This window comes from Kosakonia radicincitans DSM 16656 (assembly GCF_000280495.2).
In the GTDB taxonomy this organism is placed as follows: domain Bacteria; phylum Pseudomonadota; class Gammaproteobacteria; order Enterobacterales; family Enterobacteriaceae; genus Kosakonia; species Kosakonia radicincitans.
In genome coordinates, this window is the sequence record NZ_CP018016.1 from 4,570,943 (window position 1) to 4,588,666 (window position 17,724).

Here is a 17,724-nt window from a genome sequence, read left to right on the forward strand (position 1 = left end):
CCTGGTAAAAAATGGGATCCTCTCCGCTGACGGGAGAGGATCGGATGAAGTGAAAATCAGCCACCGTGCAGACGACGGGCGTCGATAACGTCCGGCACCTGGTTGAGTTTGCCAAGCACGCGGCCCAGCACCTGCAGGTTGTAGATTTCGATATTCATATCGATGGTGGCAAGCTGTTCTTTGGTGTCGCTGCGGCTGGCAACGCCCAGCACGTTCACCTTCTCATTGGCGAGAATGGTGGTGATATCGCGCAGCAGGCCGCTACGGTCGTTTGCCGTCACGCGCACTACCAGCGAGTAACCCGCCGAGTAGCTCTCGCCCCAGACGGCATCCACGATGCGCTCCGGCGCAACGGTGCGCAGCTCTTCCAGTTGATCGCAGTCGGCGCGATGGATCGAGATCCCGCGTCCCTGAGTGATAAAGCCGACGATTTCATCGCCCGGAATCGGCTGGCAGCAGCGCGCAATGTGATGCATCAGATTACCAACGCCTTCCACCACCACACGACCATTGTCTTTGCTGCGGCTTTGCGGCGCATACGTTTTCTGCTGCAACTGTTTCAGCGCGGCGGCGTCCTGCTCTTCGGCGCTCGGTTTATTGAACTGCGATTGCAGGAAGTTCACCATCTGATTAAGACGGATATCGCCACCGCCAATCGCCGCCAGCAACTCTTCCAGTTCGTTAAAGTTGTAACGCGGCAGCAGATGTTTTTCCGCCTCTTTCAGGCTGATCCCCAGATGCGCCAGCTCATCGTCGAGGATCTGCCGTCCGGCAAGAATGTTTTTGTCACGATCCTGCTTGCGGAACCAGGCGTGGATCTTCGAACGCCCACGGCTGGTCGTCACATATCCGAGGTTTGGATTCAGCCAGTCGCGGCTTGGATTCGGCTGCTTCTGGGTGATAATTTCGACCTGGTCGCCCATCTGCAACTGATAGGTAAAAGGAACGATACGCCCGCCGATCTTCGCGCCAATGCAACGATGCCCTACGTCGCTATGAATGTGATAGGCAAAGTCCAGCGGCGTGGAGCCCGCAGGCAGATCGACCACATCGCCCTTCGGCGTAAACACATACACCCGATCGTCAAAGACCTGGCTGCGAACTTCATCCAGCATTTCGCCGGAATCGGCCATCTCTTCCTGCCAGGCGATCAGTTTACGCAGCCATGCGATCCTGTCTTCATGCGCTGAACGCGGGCTGCCAGCAACTGCCGTCCCCTCTTTGTACTTCCAGTGCGCGGCGACGCCCAGTTCGGCATCTTCATGCATCTGGCGCGTACGAATCTGGATTTCAACGGTTTTCCCGCCCGGCCCCAGTACTACCGTATGAATAGACTGATAACCGTTTGGCTTCGGGTTGGCGACGTAATCGTCAAACTCATCCGGCAGGTGACGGTAATGGGTATGCACAATCCCCAGCGCGGCATAACAGTCCTGCAAGCGTTCAGCAACAATACGCACAGCGCGCACATCAAACAGTTCGTCAAAAGCGAGATGTTTTTTCTGCATCTTCCGCCAGATGCTGTAGATGTGCTTTGGCCGGCCGTAGACCTCAGCTTTGACGCCTTCGGTTTTCATTTCGGCGCGCAGATGGCCGACAAACTCGTCAATATAGTGTTCGCGATCGATACGGCGTTCATGCAGCAGCTTGGCAATGCGCTTGTATTCAGCCGGATGCAGGTAGCGGAAGCAGTAATCCTCCAACTCCCATTTCAGTTGCCCGATGCCCAGCCGGTTCGCCAGCGGCGCATAGATGTTGGTACACTCTTTCGCCGCCAGTACGCGTTCATCTTCTGGCGCATCTTTTACTTCACGCAGATGCGCGATACGTTCGGCCAGCTTAATAACCACGCAGCGGAAATCATCAACCATCGCCAGCAGCATGCGGCGAACGTTATCGACCTGTTCAGAAGAGACGGAATCCGTATGCGTGGCTTTCAACTGGCGGATGGCGGCCATATCACGCACGCCGTGGATCAGGTTGACCACCGAGGTGCCGACGCTTTCACTCAGCACCTCTTCGCTCACCACTTCGGCATCGGCCAGCGGGAACAGCAGCGCCGCGCGCAGCGTGTCGATATCCATACTCAGCATGGAGAGAATTTCTACCATCTCAATGCCGCGCCACAACACTACGCCAGCATCCGGATGCCCCTGCGTTTGTCGCAGACAATATTCCCAGGTTTCGGTTAAGCGTTCACACGACGGTTGACTGGTGATCCCCAGACTGGCAATCCATTTGGCTGGATCGAATTCACCCGCTTTGTTCAAATGAGCACTGCGTACCGCAACCATTGTCCTCTCCTTTCAGGGACCGGGCCTGCCGAATTCGACAAGCCGAAATTAATCATTTGTTTTTCACAAACAACACCATCGATTCCAGATGGCCAGTGTGTGGAAACATGTCCAGCATCGCCAGCCGCTGAATCTGGTAACCTGCATTTAATAGCGCTTCACTGTCACGGGCAAGCGTGGCGGGGTTACAGGAAACGTACACCACTCTGCCGGGAGACAATTTTATAATATGTCGCATCACCCCGGCAGCACCTGCACGCGCGGGATCGAGCAACACCTTATCAAATCCCTGGCTCGCCCAGGGTTGCTGAGTGACATCATCCTCCAGATTTTCATGAAAGAATGTCACATTCTGCAAGCCATTCTGTTGCGCATTCTCCTGCGCTTTCGCCACCAGATCGGCGACGCCTTCCACCCCAACGACACTTAACGCGCGCTGCGCCAGCGGCAGAGTGAAATTTCCCATACCGCAGAACAGATCCAGTACGCGGTCGCCGGGCTGGATATCAAGCCACGCCAGCGCATGGGCCACCATCTGCTGATTGACGCCATCGTTGACCTGAATAAAGTCCCGCGGGCTGAACATTAAGCGTAGCCCGTCGGAGCTGTACCAGGGGGATTCTCCGCTAACGTGTTCAAGTATCTCGCTTTGTGGCGCGAGGTACAGCGCAATCCCCTGAGAATGCGAAAAACGTTCCAGTTTTTCTTTATCCGTGTGACTTAATGGCGCCGTGTGCCGCAAAACCATCAGCGGGCCATTGTCGGCCTCCACCAGTTCGACGTGCCCCAGATGGCGCACGGCTCCAAGCCCCGCCAGACATTCACGCAGCGGCGCCAGCATTGCCTCAAGACGGGGCACCAGTACCGGGCAACGTGTCACATTGATAATGTCGCTGTCACCCGCTTTGCGAAACCCCATATCCAGACGCTGCGTTTTCGGTTGCCAACTGAGGCTCAAACGCGCCCGACGGCGATATCCCCAGGGCTGTGCGGCGATCACCTCGTCAACATCCTGTTTCATCAATCGCGCCAGCGCCGCGCTTTTACTGCGCTGTTGCAGGGCAACACTGGCATGTTGCTGCTGGCACCCGCCACAAACGCCAAAATGCGGACATTCCGGTTTCACGCGCTCCGGGCTGTCATTCAGGCGACGTTTTACTTCCCCACGGGCAAACTGACGTTTTTCCTCTTTGAGGGTAATTTCCGCCGTTTCCGCCGGTAATAGTCCGGGGATAAACAACGCTTTACCATTATGGCGAGCAACACCCTGACCAAAGGGATCGAGGTCAGTTACCGTGACGGTAATGCGCTCACGAGTCGTCACGCGTCGTTTTGCAGAGTAGAATTGCGCCATTGCAGTGAATATTCTCAATAACTGTGTAATGGCCTAATTCTCCCATAACGGAACTCCATGACCAACTACAGCTTGCGCGCACGCATGATGATTCTGATCCTGGCCCCCACTGTGCTTATCGGTGTGCTGCTCAGTATCTTTTTCGTCGTTCACCGCTATAACGATTTACAGCGTCAACTGGAAGACGCAGGCGCCAGTATTATTGAACCGCTGGCGGTTTCCAGCGAATACAGTATGGCGCTACAGGATCGCGAAGCCATTGGCCAGTTGATTAGTGTGCTTCACCGCCGACATTCTGACATCGTCCGCGCTATCACCATTTACGACGGGCGCAACGACGTGTTCGTTTCGTCCAATTTCCAGCTTGATGGCGACGATCTCAGGGTGCCAGAAGGACAGCCTTTCCCGCGCAAGCTGAGCGTTACCCGCCGTGGCGATACGATGGTGCTGCGCACGCCGATCCTGTCCGAGGGACTTGAACCGGCAAACACCGCTCTGCCTGCGGATAAAATCACCGGCAATATGCTCGGCTATGTGGCGCTACAGTTGGATCTGAAATCGGTACGCTTGCAGCAGTACAAGGAGATTTTTATCTCCAGCCTGATGATTTTTTTCTGTATTGGTATTGCGCTGATTTTTGGCTGGCGTCTGATGCGCGACGTGACCGGCCCCATTCGTAATATGGTGAATACCGTCGACCGTATCCGTCGCGGGCAGCTCGACAGCCGTGTTGAAGGTTTTATGCTCGGCGAGCTGGATATGCTGAAAAACGGCATCAATTCGATGGCCATGTCGCTGGCGGCCTACCACGAAGAGATGCAGCATAATATCGATCAATCCACCTCGGATTTGCGTGAAACGCTGGAGCAGATGGAGATCCAGAACGTTGAGCTGGACCTGGCGAAAAAGCGTGCGCAGGAAGCTGCGCGTATTAAATCTGAGTTCCTCGCCAATATGTCTCATGAGCTGCGCACACCGCTGAATGGCGTGATTGGCTTTACCCGTTTGACATTGAAATCTGAGCTGAATCCGACGCAGCGCGATCACCTGCTGACCATTGAGCGCTCGGCAAATAACCTGCTGGCGATCATTAACGATGTGCTGGACTTCTCCAAGCTGGAAGCGGGCAAACTGATCCTCGAAAGCATTCCATTCCCTTTACGCAACACGCTGGATGAGGTGGTGATCTTGCTGGCGCACTCAGCGCACGATAAGGGGCTTGAGCTGACGCTGAACATCAAAAATGATGTCCCGGATAATGTGATTGGCGACCCGCTGCGTCTGCAGCAGGTGATCACCAATCTGATCGGCAACGCCATCAAGTTTACTGAACACGGCAATATTGATGTGGTGGTTGAGAAACGCGCCATCAGTAATAACAAAGTGCAAATTGAGGTGCAGATCCGTGATACCGGCATCGGCATCCCGGAACGCGATCAGTCGCGCCTGTTCCAGGCATTTCGCCAGGCGGATGCCAGCATCTCTCGCCGTCACGGCGGTACTGGCCTGGGGTTGGTGATCACGCAACGGCTGGTGAATGAGATGGGCGGCGATATCTCTTTCCATAGCCAGCCAAACCGGGGTTCGACCTTCTGGTTCCATATTGATCTCGACCTCAATCCAAACGCCATCACCGAAGCGCCGACCACGGAAAGACTGGCCGGTAAACGTCTGGCATATGTCGAACCGAATGCTGCGGCGGCGCAAAGCACGCTGGAAGTGCTGAACAACACGCCGCTGGAGATAATTTACAGCCCGTCATTCTCGGCGCTCCCGCAAGGGCACTACGATATTTTGCTGTTGGCGGTGCCGGTAACCGTGCGCGAGCCGCTCAGTATGCAGCACGATCGCCTGGCGCGTGCGGCAGCCATGACCGACTACTTGCTGCTGGCGCTGCCGTGCCACGCGCAGGTGAATGCCGAAGAGCTGAAACAGGATGGCGCAGCGGCTTGTCTGCTTAAACCGCTGACGACCACCCGCCTGCTGCCCGCGTTGACCGAATACTGCCGCACGACGCAACTGGTTCTGGCCTCACATGCGGATGAAAGCAAACTGCCAATGAGCGTTATGGCGGTAGATGATAACCCGGCGAATCTGAAGCTGATTGGCGTTCTGCTTGAGGATCAGGTGCAGCACGTTGAGCTGTGCGAGAATGGTTTGCAGGCCATCGAGCGGGCCAAACAGATGCAGTTCGATCTGATTCTGATGGATATCCAGATGCCGGATATGGACGGTATTCGCGCCTGCGAGTTGATCCGCCAACTACCGCATCAACAGCAAACGCCAGTGGTCGCCGTGACCGCCCATGCGATGGCCGGGCAAAAAGAGAAGCTACTCAGCGCCGGGATGAACGATTATCTGGCCAAACCAATCGAAGAAGATAAGTTGCATAACCTGCTGTTGCGCTACAAGCCCGGCCCGGAAACCAGTATCTGGCATACGCCGGAAACCGAAGAGATCCCGGTGGAACTGCCGATCAATCACGATGCCACACTCGACTGGCAACTGGCATTGCGCCAGGCGGCGGGAAAAACCGACCTTGCGCGCGAGATGCTGCATATGCTGGTCGAGTTTCTGCCGGAGATCCGCAATATGGTGGAAGAACAACTGGTTGGCGAAGCGCCGCAGGGGCTGCCGGAAGCGATCCACAAACTGCACGGCAGTTGCGGTTACAGCGGCGTTCCTCGGCTGAAAAACCTTTGCCAGCTCATTGAGCATCAACTGCGTAGCGGCGTCAGTGCCGACGAGCTGGAACCGGAGTTTCTGGAGTTGCTTGATGAAATGGATAACGTTACGCGTGAAGCGCACCGCTTGATTGGGTAGCGATGTTGAGAGTAATGAATGGGCTGAACGCCGGATGACTTGCATGCCGGATGGCAGCAATGCCCTTCCGGCCTGGGATAGCGCGAAATTTTGTCGCTTTGTAAGCCGGATAAGCGGCAGCGCTATCCGGCAAAAATAACTACAGTTGCTGCCCCGCTTTTAGCACCGCCGCCACATTGCGCGCCGTCATGCGGACGTTTTCGCCTGCATTTTCCAGCGCTTTTTCCAGCGTACAGATCGTATAGAGCACGCTGAAAACAGCATCAATGCCGTGATCGTGTACCACACCAACATCGGCGGTGAGGCTCCCGGCAATGCCGATCACCGGAATATTATAGCGTTTGGCCACTTTCGCTACGCCGACCGGCACCTTGCCATGCACCGTCTGGCTGTCGATGCGCCCTTCGCCGGTGATCACCAGATCCGCGCCCCTGACGTGTTTATCCAGCGCCAGCGCGTCGGTGACAATCTCGATCCCCTGGCGCAATTCCGCGCCGCAAAAGGCATATAACGCCGCGCCCATGCCGCCCGCTGCGCCGCCGCCCGCCAGGTTCAGTACGTCGATATCCAGATCGCGGGCAATGATCTCTGCATAGTGCTCAAGCGCCTTATCGAGCCGGGCAATCATCTCTGGCGTCGCGCCTTTCTGCGGGCCAAAAACTGCCGATGCCCCCGCTTCACCGGTTAATGGATTGGTCACGTCGCAGGCGACCTCAATGCGACAACCGGCAAGGCGTTTATCCAGCTCGCGGAGATCAATGCGCGCCAGCGATTCCAGCGCCGCACCGCCTGGCGCAATCTGTCGATCCTGCTCGTCGAGCAGCTTTGCGCCCAGCGCCTGCACCATGCCAGCGCCACCGTCATTGGTGGCGCTGCCGCCGATACCAATAATGATATGTTTAACGCCTGCATCCAGCGCATGGCGGATCAGTTCGCCGGTTCCCCACGAAGTGGTAATCAGCGGATCGCGCTTCGCCGGTGGCACCATTTCCAGCCCGCTGGCCGCCGCCATTTCAATGAACGCCGACTGCTCATCGCCGGAAATGCCATAAAATCCTTCCGCCTGTTCGCCCAGCGGGCCTTTCACCGCTACCTTAACAATACGACCGTTGGTCGCTGCAACCATGGCTTCTACCGTCCCTTCGCCACCGTCTGCAACCGGAATTTTTATATACTCCGCCGAGGGAAATATCTCGCGAAAACCACGCTCAATGGCCGTCGCAACTTCCAGGGCGCTTAAGCTTTCTTTGTAAGAGTCAGGAGCGATAACAATCTTCATAAGCCATCCTTATGCATATTCACAACAATAAGCATACACCCAGGAAAGGTACTGAAATGCCAGCCCCCGCAAGGACTGGCAATTTCATTAACGCACCATGCAGGGCCGTTTGTTATCAAACTTCCAGTCAGGGATCAGATACTGCATCCCCATAGCATCATCACGCGCGCCAAGGCCATGTTTCTGATATAGCTCGTTGGCTTTCATCACCTGATCCATATCCAGTTCAACGCCCAGACCCGGCGTGGTCGGAACCTGTACCATCCCGCCTTTGATTTCGAACGGCTGTTTGGTCAGGCGCTGATTGCCCTCCTGCCAGATCCAGTGTGTGTCGATAGCGGTAATGTTGCCAGGCGCAGCGGCAGCGACGTGAGTGAACATCGCCAGCGAAATATCAAAGTGGTTGTTGGAGTGCGAACCCCAGGTCAGGCCAAATTCGTGGCACATTTGCGCCACACGTACCGAGCCCTGCATCGTCCAGAAATGCGGATCCGCCAGCGGAATATCCACCGATTGCAGTGACAGCGTATGCCCCATCTGACGCCAGTCGGTGGCGATCATGTTGGTCGCCGTCGGCAGACCGGTCGCCCGGCGGAATTCCGCCATCACTTCACGACCGGAGAAACCCTGTTCAGCACCGCAGGGATCTTCCGCGTAAGCCAGCACACCTTTCAGATGCTTACCGATTTTGATGGCTTCATCCAGCGACCATGCGCCATTGGGATCCAGCGTGACACGCGCCTGCGGGAAGCGTTTTGCCAGCGCGGAAATGGCTTCCGCCTCTTCCATGCCCGCCAGAACGCCGCCTTTCAGTTTGAAATCGTTAAAGCCATATTTTTCATAAGCGGCTTCCGCCAGACGCACTACGCGATCCGGCGTCATTGCCTCTTCATGGCGCACGCGATACCAGTCGCATTTGTCATCCGGCTGACTCTGGTACGGCAGCGGCGTTTTTTTGCTGTCGCCGACGAAGAACAGGTAGCCCAGCATCTCCACTTCATTACGCTGCTGGCCTTCGCCCAGCAGGGAGGCGACGTTGACGCCAAGGTGCTGGCCTAACAGATCCAGCATCGCCGCTTCGATGCCCGTCACCACATGGATCGTGGTACGCAGATCGAAGGTTTGCAGGCCGCGGCCGCCTGCATCGCGATCGGCGAAAGTCTGGCGCACGCTGTTCAGCACGTTTTTGTATTCACCCAGCGTTTTACCAACCACCAGCGGAATCGCATCTTCCAGCGTTTTACGGATTTTCTCACCGCCCGGAATTTCCCCTACGCCGGTGTGCCCGGCGTTGTCTTTGATCACCACGATATTACGGGTGAAGAAAGGGGCATGCGCGCCGCTCAGATTCATCAGCATGCTGTCGTGCCCGGCAACCGGGATCACCTGCATGGATGCGACAACGGGGGTAGACGTATATGTGCTCATTTTTTATCCTTTTCTCTCTCAATGACGTCCAAAGACCGGGCGTTTTTTGTCAAACGTCCAGCCCGGGATGAGGTACTGCATCGGGCCTGCGTCATTGCGCGCGCCGCCAGGCAGTTTTTTATAGGCGGCATGCGCTTTCTCGATTTGATGCCAGTCGATCTCCACGCCGAGGCCAGGTGCATCCGGCACGGCAATTTTGCCCTGCCTGATTTCCAGCGGCTGTTGGGTCAGGCGGGCATCGCCCTCCTGCCAGATCCAGTGGGTGTCGATAGCGGTTGGCGTTCCCGGCGCAGCGGCGCCGACATGGGTAAACATCGCCAGTGAAATATCGAAATGATTGTTGGAGTGACAGCCCCAGGTCAGCCCCCAGTCGTCACACAACTGCGCAACCCGCACGGCGCCTGAGAGCGTCCAGAAGTGCGGATCCGCCAGCGGAATATCGACGGCATTCAGCATCACCGCATGGCCCATTTCTCGCCAGTTGGTGGCGATCATATTAGTGGCGACCGGCAGGCCGGTGGCGCGGCGGAACTCCGCCATCACTTCGCGGCCGGAGAAGCCCTGCTCGGCACCGCACGGATCTTCGGCGTAGGTCAGCACATCATTCAGCCCCTTACACAGGCTAATGGCTTCGTCCAGCAGCCAGGCGCCGTTCGGGTCCACCGTAATGCGCGCATCCGGGAAGCGTTTTTTCAGCGCCTTCACGGTTTCAATCTCTTGCTCGCCGGGCAGGACACCGCCTTTCAGTTTGAAATCTTTGAAGCCGTAGCGATCCTGCGAGGCCTCAGCCAGACGTACCACGGCATCGCTGGTCATCGCTTCCTGATGACGCAGACGATACCATTCGTGGCTGCCGGGCGTGGCATCCAGATAGGGAAGATCGGTTTTCGTGCGATCGCCGACATAGAACAGATAACCCAGTACCGTTACGGCATCGCGCTGTTTGCCGGGGCCAAGCAGTTCGCACACCGGTACGTTCAAAGCTTTACCGAGCAGATCGAGCAGCGCGGCTTCCAGTGCTGCAACCGCATTGACGCGCAGTTCAAAGGTCCATGCGCCTTTGCCGAAGGTGTCGAAATCCGCCGCCTGGTTGCCTTTATGCACGCGCTGCACCACTTTGTTCAGCCGGGCAACTTCCTGCCCGACCACCATCGGAGTGGCATCGACCAGCGTTTTGTAGATCACTTCGCCGCCGGGCGCTTCACCGACGCCAGTATTCCCGGCGTTATCCGTCAGCACGACAATGTTGCGCGTGAAGTAGGCGTTATGCGCGCCGCCAATGTTCATCAGCATACTGTCATGCCCGGCTACGGGAATGACTTTCATCCCGGTGATAATCGGGCTGGCTTGTGTATTCATTACTCGCGTCCTGTAGGTTTCAGTACGATACGTTTGATATCGCCGACCAGTACCAGATAGCTCAGTACCGCCACCAGCGCATGGATACCGACATAAATCAGCGCGCCATTAAACGAACCGGTAGAGCCAACGATGTAGCCGATAGCAATGGGCGTCACGATACCGGAGATGTTACCGAACATATTGAACAGGCCGCCGCTCAGACCGCTGATCTCTTTCGGCGCGGTATCTGCCATCACCGCCCAGCCCAGCGCGCCAATCCCTTTACCGAAGAAGGCCAGCGACATAAAGCCGATGATCATCATTTCCGAGTTGGTATAGTTACAGAACACCATGCTCATCGACAGCAGCATACCCAGTACGATCGGTGTTTTGCGGGCCATATTCAGTGAGCCGTAGCGACGCATTAACCAGTCTGAAATGATGCCGCCAAGTACACCGCCGACAAACCCGCAAATAGCCGGAATCGACGCCATAAAACCGGCCTTCAGAATCGACATGCCGCGCGCCTGTACCAGATACACCGGGAACCAGGTGATGAAGAAGTAAGTCAGGGCGTTAATGCAGTACTGCCCCAGGTAAACACCGATCATCATGCGCGAACCCAGCAGCTGCTTAATCTGCCCCCATTTTTCCGAGAACGGGACACTGTGAGTATTGTTCTTCTGATCCATGTTGATCAGCGCGCCGCCTTCGGCAATGTACTCCAGCTCCTTCTTGTTGACGCCAGGGTGCTGATTCGGCTCGTGGATCATTTTCTGCCACAGCAGACTGATGAAGATCCCTAAACCGCCCATGAAGAAGAAGACGTGCGACCAGCCCACTTCGTGCGTCAGCCAGCCCATGATCGGCGCAAAGATAACGGTCGCGAAATATTGTGCGGAGTTAAAAATCGCCACCGCCGTGCCCCTCTCTTGCGCCGGGAACCAGGCCGCAACGATACGACTGTTACCGGGGAAGGAGGGTGATTCGGCCAGACCGACCATAAAACGCAGAGTAAAGAGAGCCACGATGATGCCGAAGCCACTGAAGATATCGACAAAGCCCTGCAATAAGGTAAACAGTGACCAGGTAAAGATGGACCAGAAATAGACCCGTTTGGAGCCGAAGCGGTCAAGCAACCAGCCGCCCGGTATCTGGCCAATCACATAGGCCCAGGAAAATGCAGAAAAAACATAGCCCATGGCGACCGAATCAAGGCCGATGGCTTTGGACATCTCCGAACCGGCAATCGACAAAGTTGCGCGATCGCCGTAGTTGAAGGATGTGACGATAAACAGCATCACCACTATCCAGTAGCGGGCGTTAGTGCGCTTTTCAGCGCCGCTCGCCGCCTGGCTGAATGTACTCATGGTTGTACTCCCGAAGCATCAATGTTCTTTTGTACATTCATCCTGTACGGCACAACCGGTAGGGGAAGACAGGATGATGTAGTTGTGTTTTTTGCTGTTCCTGCCGGGGTTTTCCCCTTAGCGGAGCGCATTTTTTTACTGGCAGGAAAAGTATAAGAAGCGGCCTTTCAAGTCTCACCGTGCAACAACACAACATTCATCAGACCCGGCAAGTTGCTTTATTGCATTAGCCCAGGGTGATGGGGAGTACTTCACGGAAATAGAAACCGGGGATCGGCAAAGAGGGCCTGACGAGGGAAAGGATCGAAGAATGTGAAATGCGTCGCTTGACGCCGTAAAAAGAGGGAATTTTCCCTCCCCGGACGAGGAGGGAAAACATTATTTCAGCAGCGTTGCCCAGCGTTCAACCCACGGATTTGACACACTTTCCGGCTCCGGGTCTTCATTCGCGTCAATCAGCAGCATATCACCGATGCGCTGTGCGCCCTGCTCCTGCAACAACGCATCAAATTGTTTGCCGCCGCCGCAGAAATTGTCGTATGTGCTATCGCCCAGGGCAATCACACCATAATGTAAATCCGGCTGGTAACCCACAGTATCGCGCAGGTAATGGAACAACGGCGCAATGCTGTCCGGCAAATCGCCCTGCCCGGTCGTAGACGTTACCACCAGCGCGTAATGGCCTTTGTTGTTATCCCAGTCCGCCGCTGTAGGATCTTCAAACACCACTGCGCTATGGCCGTGTGCGTTTAAAATTTCCTGCGCTTCTTCCGCCACCAGCAGCGAATTACCGTAGATGGTGCCAACAAAAATTCCGACCTTCGCCATGCTCATCACTCCTTGTGTGATTCGAGATGGCCCTCATCCTGACCGTTCAGCGGCGCAAACTCAACCCTTTCATTCTCAGGGAGAAGCCCGCGCCAGCCGAAGCGCGACAGCGCCTGCATCCACACTTCATCCAGCCCGGCGCGCAGCGTTAAAGCTTCGCCGGTAAACGGGTGCGTGAGCGTTAACTGGCTGGCATGCAGCATCAACCGCTGACAACCAAAATGCTCTGCGGCGCTGCGGTTTTGCCGCAAATCGCCATGCTTGCTGTCGCCAATGATCGGATGACGTAAGTGCGCCAGATGGCGACGTAACTGATGTTTGCGGCCGGTTTTCGGTTCCAGTTCAACCAGCCCATAACGGGTGGTCGGGAATTTACTGGTCGCTACGGGCATTTCGGTGGTCGCCAGCCCGCGATAATGGGTTACCGCTGGCTGCGGCTCTTTATTCGCGCGGGCGAATTTGTCGGCGACTTTGTCCAGTTCCTCCACCAGCGGGTAATCAAGCAGCGCCTCTTCCATCAACCAACCGCGCACAATCGCGTGATAGCGTTTCTGGATTTGATGCTGCTCAAACTGCTGCGCCAGGCGGCGGCCCGCTTCGCTGGAAAGCCCCATCAATAAAACGCCGGACGTTGGCCTGTCGAGACGATGCGCGGTAAAAACGTGCTGGCCGATTTGGTCGCGCACAGTTTGCATTACGACCACTTTTTCATCGCGATCCAGCCAGCTACGGTGTACCAGCCAGCCGGAGGGTTTGTTCACCGCCACCAGCCATTCGTCCTGGTAAATAATCTCCAGCATTAGTCAGCTTCGCTGGCGAACAGCGCGTCAAGCTGCTGAAGATGAACCAGCATCACCTCACGGGAGGGGTGCGTGGCGTCAACAGCGATTTCATAATATGGCGCGATGGCAAACGCCTGCGGCAGCGGCTGCTGGCTGTCCAGCAGCGCGTGCATACGCGGAATTAATACCCATTGCAGCCACTCGAACGGCTCAAGGGTATCCATACAGAAGGGTTGCGTGCTTTCAAGGGCATCCGGCGCTGGCGCCGCGCTTTGCCACAGATTTTGCTCGCGCAGTTGCGCTTCGAGTTGATGAAGTTGCTCGCGCACTTGTTGATGCAGAGTCATAAAACCCCCAGTAGAAAACAGACTGGCGCGCAGCATAGCAAAGACCAGAGCAAATAAAAAAAGGGAGCACTGTAAAAACAGTGCTCCCGGTTCGTTTCGTAGCAATCCGGCTACTCGTTGTGCTCCCTGCTCATCCTTGAAAACTTTTCCTGTGGTCTCCTGACCGGTTCATCCGTGAACTGTGCATCATGCTCACACCACCCCGATGTGACTTAGCCTCATCCTTAATGCGTGTCCCTGATCATCCTGATCTGTCGGGCATCCTGACCGACTCTCATTCTCCTTCCTGGAGGTGTCCCTTAGCGCAATCCTGCGTTGTCCTGCTGCTTCATCCTGAAGCCTTTCCCTGTAGCACCTTCCCGGTGTGTCCCTGAAGCAACATCATCCTGATGTACGCTTCGTTGTCAGACTCCCTGTCGACAGAAACAGAATTACCCATTCCGCGGCCCCTTACAAGAACGCCTAACGCAAATTTTCTTTTGAATGAAACCCTTTAGGTACAAGGGTTAAAGCGTAACGTTATGAAATTAAATAATTATAGGGGGAATAGCACAATAACGGTAGGGCAAATGTCCTGGCGATCTCTCACAGGTCGTGTGAGAGATCTCGCACACGCAGAGTAGCATTGAGGACTACACGACAGGTTCGAGGCGGTTGAGAAAATCCGCAAGGCTGGGGGCCAGAACGGTACGCTGACGGGTACCCAGCGTCTCTTGCACCACTTCACCGCTCAGATTACACAGCGAAATGACATCCAGCTCACTATCAAGCGTGGCGATAAACAACGTCGGCGAAAGCTTTAACCGTTTCTGCGTGACAAGGTGACCAATCAGGTTTTCCTGTACGCGCAGAAAATCTTCTTCGCTCCAGGTTTGCAGCAGCGTCAGCGGCAGTGCGCCAAGGCGCGCGTGCATATCGCCAGCGAATTGCGTGGTATAAAACGTATGAACTGGCGTTTGTACCACAATCTCCATTGCCTGCTCAATCGGGTTTACGTTCGGCTGCGCAGAAAATGGCTGAGGTTGCCAGATCACATACTCAGCGGTTGAAGAGATAATGCAGGGCGATGGAATGCCGTGCAGCTCCTCGCTTTGTGGCCAGGTGCCGCGCGCTGCGTGCCACGCGTCGCAATAACGTTCAGTAAAAGCTTTCAGCGCAATGGCCGTCTCGTTTTCCACCGATTTCTCTCTTCACATAAGCCAGGATAAACTCTGCGTAATAGTTTACCTGCAAAATGGCGATGAAACATGTCTTCTTACGATAACCACCAGGCTCTGGCTGGCCTGACGCTTGGCAAAACCACTGATTACCGCGATACCTATGACGCCAGCCTGTTGCAGGGCGTTCCCCGTTCATTAAATCGCGATCCGCTGGGCCTGACGGCCGGGAATCTTCCTTTTCACGGGACGGATATCTGGACGCTTTATGAACTCTCCTGGCTGAATGCCAAAGGTTTGCCGCAGGTTGCGGTAGGCCATGTCGAACTGGACTACGCCAGCGTGAATCTGGTGGAATCGAAAAGCTTTAAACTCTATCTCAACAGTTTTAACCAGACGCGCTTCGCCAGTTGGGATGAGGTACGCGATACCCTGCAACGCGATTTAAGCGCCTGCGCGCAAGGCAGCGTCAGCGTGGCGCTGTACCGCATTGATGAACTGGAAGGTCAGCCGATCGCCCATTTCCATGGCACTTGCATTGACGAACAGGATATTGAAATCGAGAGCTACGCTTTTGACGCTGCGTGGCTGACGGATGCCGCCAGCGGCAAAGTGGTTGACGAGACGTTGGTCAGCCATCTGCTGAAATCAAACTGTCTGATTACCCACCAGCCGGACTGGGGCTCAGTGCAGATCCAGTACCGGGGACCAAAGATCGATCGCGAGAAACTGCTGCGTTATCTGGTCTCTTTCCGCCATCACAACGAGTTTCACGAACAGTGCGTTGAGCGCATTTTTACCGACATTCAGCGCTTCTGCCAGCCGGAAAAACTGAGCGTTTACGCACGCTATACGCGCCGTGGCGGGCTGGATATCAATCCGTGGCGTACCAATACCGATTTCATCCCCGCCACCGGGCGTCTGGTACGTCAGTAAAACATTTCCAGCCGGGTTGTTAAACGTCATAAGCCAGGGCTATTGTAATCAGTGGGAAGATAAATTCCGTCCCGTTAAGGAGTTCACTTGATTACACATATTAGCCCGCTTGGCTCAATGGATATGCTGTCGCAGCTGGAAGTCGATATGCTTAAACGCACGGCCAGCAGCGACCTTTATCAACTGTTTCGCAACTGCTCGCTCGCTGTACTGAACTCAGGGAGCCAGACGGACAGCAGCAAAGAGCTGCTTTCCCGCAATGTCGGTTTTGATATCAATGTGTTGCGCCGTGAACGCGGCGTAAAGCTGGAACTGATCAACCCGCCGGAAGAGGCCTTTGTCGACGGGCGGATCATCCGCTCGTTGCAGGCCAACTTATTCGCGGTCCTGCGCGATATCCTCTTCGTCAGTGGGCAAATTCATAATGCCGGGCGTTTCCAGCATTTAAATCTGGAAAGCTCTATCCATATTACTAACCTGGTCTTCTCCATTTTGCGTAACGCGCGCGCCCTGCACGTCGGCGAAGCGCCAAATATGGTGGTTTGCTGGGGCGGCCACTCGATCAACGAAACCGAATACCTTTACGCCCGACGTGTGGGTACGCAGTTAGGCCTGCGCGAGCTGAATATCTGCACCGGCTGCGGGCCGGGCGCAATGGAAGCGCCGATGAAAGGCGCCGCTGTTGGTCATGCGCAGCAACGCTATAAGGATGGCCGTTTTATCGGTATGACCGAGCCATCCATTATCGCCGCTGAGCCGCCGAATCCGCTGGTCAATGAGTTGATCATCATGCCGGATATTGAAAAACGGCTGGAAGCTTTTGTCCGCATCGCGCACGGGATCATTATCTTTCCTGGCGGCGTGGGCACGGCGGAAGAGCTGCTCTATCTGCTGGGGATCCTGATGAATCCAGCGAACAAAAATCAGGTTCTGCCGCTGATCCTGACCGGGCCGAAAGAGAGTGCGGACTACTTCCGCGTGCTGGACGAATTTATTGTCAATACGCTGGGCGAAGCCGCGCGTCGCCACTACACCATCATCATTAATGATGCGGCTGAAGTGGCGCGTCAGATGAAAAAAGCCATGCCGCTGGTGAAAGAGAACCGTCGCGATACCGGGGATGCCTACAGTTTCAACTGGTCAATTCGCATTGCGCCGGATCTGCAAGTGCCGTTCGAGCCGACCCATGAAAATATGGCAAACCTGAAACTCTACCCAGACCAACCGGTAGAAGTGCTGGCGGCGGATCTGCGCCGGGCCTTCTCGGGTATTGTGGCAGGTAACGTGAAAGAGCCAGGTATCCGCGCGATTGAAGCGTTTGGTCCCTATAAAATTCACGGCGATAGCGACATGATGCGCCGGATGGACGATCTGTTGCAGGGTTTTGTTGCCCAGCACCGTATGAAACTCCCCGGTTCCGCTTACATTCCGTGCTACGAAATTTGTGCCTGATTAACCTTTCCAGGGCGGAGTCATAATCCGCCCTTATACATTGCATTTAACCAACCATTTGCTGATCAGCAATTCATACATTACAACCGCTTTTAATATCGATAAATAACTGCAAAAACGTTGTTTTGCAGTGCTTTTATCATCTTCCATCACCCTGGATTTGATCGCATATCTTGCGGGTGTTAGCCTTTTCGCCCATAAATTTCATATGTTAATAATTAGCCAGATAAATGGTCTAAATATACACACATAAAAAGTAGATTATTGCATTTGAGATCCGCATCACTGATGTTGTCATAACTTATCTGTATCTTTCCGCCGCAAATAGTTACA

Annotated in this window: 13 protein-coding genes; 3 read left to right on the forward strand and 10 right to left on the reverse strand. The window is 55.3% G+C overall.

Features of this window, described 5'->3' with window-relative positions; all coding sequences use genetic code 11:
- Positions 1-56: 56 nt before the first annotated feature.
- Complete coding sequence (relA, locus tag Y71_RS21985) at positions 57-2,294, reverse strand: GTP diphosphokinase (RefSeq protein WP_007373288.1); 2,238 nt, start codon at positions 2,292-2,294, stop codon at positions 57-59.
- A 52-nt stretch (positions 2,295-2,346) separates the two neighbouring features.
- A complete protein-coding gene (gene rlmD / locus Y71_RS21990) occupies positions 2,347-3,648 on the reverse strand; it encodes a 23S rRNA (uracil(1939)-C(5))-methyltransferase RlmD (protein WP_007373287.1) in 1,302 nt (433 codons plus the stop codon).
- A 57-nt stretch (positions 3,649-3,705) separates the two neighbouring features.
- On the opposite strand from rlmD, the gene barA reads away from it, so the two are divergent.
- A complete protein-coding gene (gene barA / locus Y71_RS21995; RefSeq protein WP_007373286.1) occupies positions 3,706-6,471 on the forward strand; it encodes a two-component sensor histidine kinase BarA in 2,766 nt (921 codons plus the stop codon).
- A 139-nt stretch (positions 6,472-6,610) separates the two neighbouring features.
- On the opposite strand, the gene Y71_RS22000 is transcribed toward barA, so the two are convergent.
- The 8 genes from Y71_RS22000 to syd form a co-directional block, all read right to left on the reverse strand.
- Positions 6,611-7,750 (reverse strand): glycerate kinase, encoded by a 1,140-nt coding sequence (locus tag Y71_RS22000; RefSeq protein ID WP_007373284.1) that lies wholly within the window; start codon positions 7,748-7,750, stop codon positions 6,611-6,613.
- An 87-nt stretch (positions 7,751-7,837) separates the two neighbouring features.
- A complete protein-coding gene (gene gudD, locus Y71_RS22005; protein WP_035889489.1) occupies positions 7,838-9,178 on the reverse strand; it encodes a glucarate dehydratase in 1,341 nt (446 codons plus the stop codon).
- A gap of 18 nt (positions 9,179-9,196) precedes the next feature.
- Positions 9,197-10,537, reverse strand: a complete 1,341-nt coding sequence (locus Y71_RS22010; protein ID WP_007373282.1) for an enolase C-terminal domain-like protein — start codon at positions 10,535-10,537, stop codon at positions 9,197-9,199.
- Positions 10,537-11,889, reverse strand: coding sequence for an MFS transporter (locus tag Y71_RS22015; protein ID WP_007373281.1), 1,353 nt, complete (start codon positions 11,887-11,889; stop codon positions 10,537-10,539). The genes Y71_RS22010 and Y71_RS22015 overlap by 1 nt, the downstream gene beginning before the upstream one ends.
- Before the next feature lie 378 nt (positions 11,890-12,267).
- Positions 12,268-12,717: a flavodoxin gene (locus tag Y71_RS22025; protein ID WP_007373280.1), complete on the reverse strand. Its 450-nt coding sequence runs from the start codon at positions 12,715-12,717 to the stop codon at positions 12,268-12,270.
- Positions 12,718-12,722: 5 nt separating this feature from the next.
- The gene (truC, locus tag Y71_RS22030) at positions 12,723-13,517 is read right to left on the reverse strand and encodes a tRNA pseudouridine(65) synthase TruC (RefSeq protein ID WP_007373279.1); all 795 of its coding nucleotides are present in this window, start codon (positions 13,515-13,517) and stop codon (positions 12,723-12,725) included.
- Complete coding sequence (locus Y71_RS22035) at positions 13,517-13,846, reverse strand: YqcC family protein (protein ID WP_007373278.1); 330 nt, start codon at positions 13,844-13,846, stop codon at positions 13,517-13,519. Before Y71_RS22035 ends, truC begins: the two co-directional genes overlap by 1 nt.
- Positions 13,847-14,478: 632 nt before the next feature.
- Positions 14,479-15,024 carry a SecY-interacting protein gene (gene syd, locus Y71_RS22040; RefSeq protein WP_007373277.1) on the reverse strand — a complete coding sequence of 182 codons (546 nt, stop codon included), beginning with the start codon at positions 15,022-15,024 and terminating at the stop codon, positions 14,479-14,481.
- A 69-nt stretch (positions 15,025-15,093) separates the two neighbouring features.
- Here syd and queF point away from each other — a divergent pair, with 69 nt between their 5' ends.
- Both queF and ppnN read left to right on the forward strand, forming a co-directional pair.
- On the forward strand, positions 15,094-15,939 hold the full coding sequence (queF, locus tag Y71_RS22045) for an NADPH-dependent 7-cyano-7-deazaguanine reductase QueF (protein ID WP_007373276.1): 846 nt from the start codon (positions 15,094-15,096) through the stop codon (positions 15,937-15,939).
- Between the two features lie 87 nt (positions 15,940-16,026).
- On the forward strand, positions 16,027-17,391 hold the full coding sequence (gene ppnN, locus Y71_RS22050; RefSeq protein WP_007373275.1) for a nucleotide 5'-monophosphate nucleosidase PpnN: 1,365 nt from the start codon (positions 16,027-16,029) through the stop codon (positions 17,389-17,391).
- Positions 17,392-17,724 lie beyond the last annotated feature (333 nt).

What these genes read in the sequence shown, in the direction of transcription:
- Y71_RS22010 (WP_007373282.1), bottom strand. Translation starts at nt 10,537, where the DNA reads ATGAATACACAAGCCAGCCCGATTATCACCGGGATGAAAGTCATTCCC.
- Y71_RS22015 (WP_007373281.1), bottom strand. Translation starts at nt 11,889, where the DNA reads ATGAGTACATTCAGCCAGGCGGCGAGCGGCGCTGAAAAGCGCACTAAC.
- Y71_RS22000 (WP_007373284.1), bottom strand. Translation starts at nt 7,750, where the DNA reads ATGAAGATTGTTATCGCTCCTGACTCTTACAAAGAAAGCTTAAGCGCC.
- Y71_RS22025 (WP_007373280.1), bottom strand. Translation starts at nt 12,717, where the DNA reads ATGGCGAAGGTCGGAATTTTTGTTGGCACCATCTACGGTAATTCGCTG.
- Y71_RS22035 (WP_007373278.1), bottom strand. Translation starts at nt 13,846, where the DNA reads ATGACTCTGCATCAACAAGTGCGCGAGCAACTTCATCAACTCGAAGCG.
- gudD (WP_035889489.1), bottom strand. Translation starts at nt 9,178, where the DNA reads ATGAGCACATATACGTCTACCCCCGTTGTCGCATCCATGCAGGTGATC.
- barA (WP_007373286.1), top strand. Translation starts at nt 3,706, where the DNA reads ATGACCAACTACAGCTTGCGCGCACGCATGATGATTCTGATCCTGGCC.
- truC (WP_007373279.1), bottom strand. Translation starts at nt 13,517, where the DNA reads ATGCTGGAGATTATTTACCAGGACGAATGGCTGGTGGCGGTGAACAAA.
- queF (WP_007373276.1), top strand. Translation starts at nt 15,094, where the DNA reads ATGTCTTCTTACGATAACCACCAGGCTCTGGCTGGCCTGACGCTTGGC.
- rlmD (WP_007373287.1), bottom strand. Translation starts at nt 3,648, where the DNA reads ATGGCGCAATTCTACTCTGCAAAACGACGCGTGACGACTCGTGAGCGC.
- relA (WP_007373288.1), bottom strand. Translation starts at nt 2,294, where the DNA reads ATGGTTGCGGTACGCAGTGCTCATTTGAACAAAGCGGGTGAATTCGAT.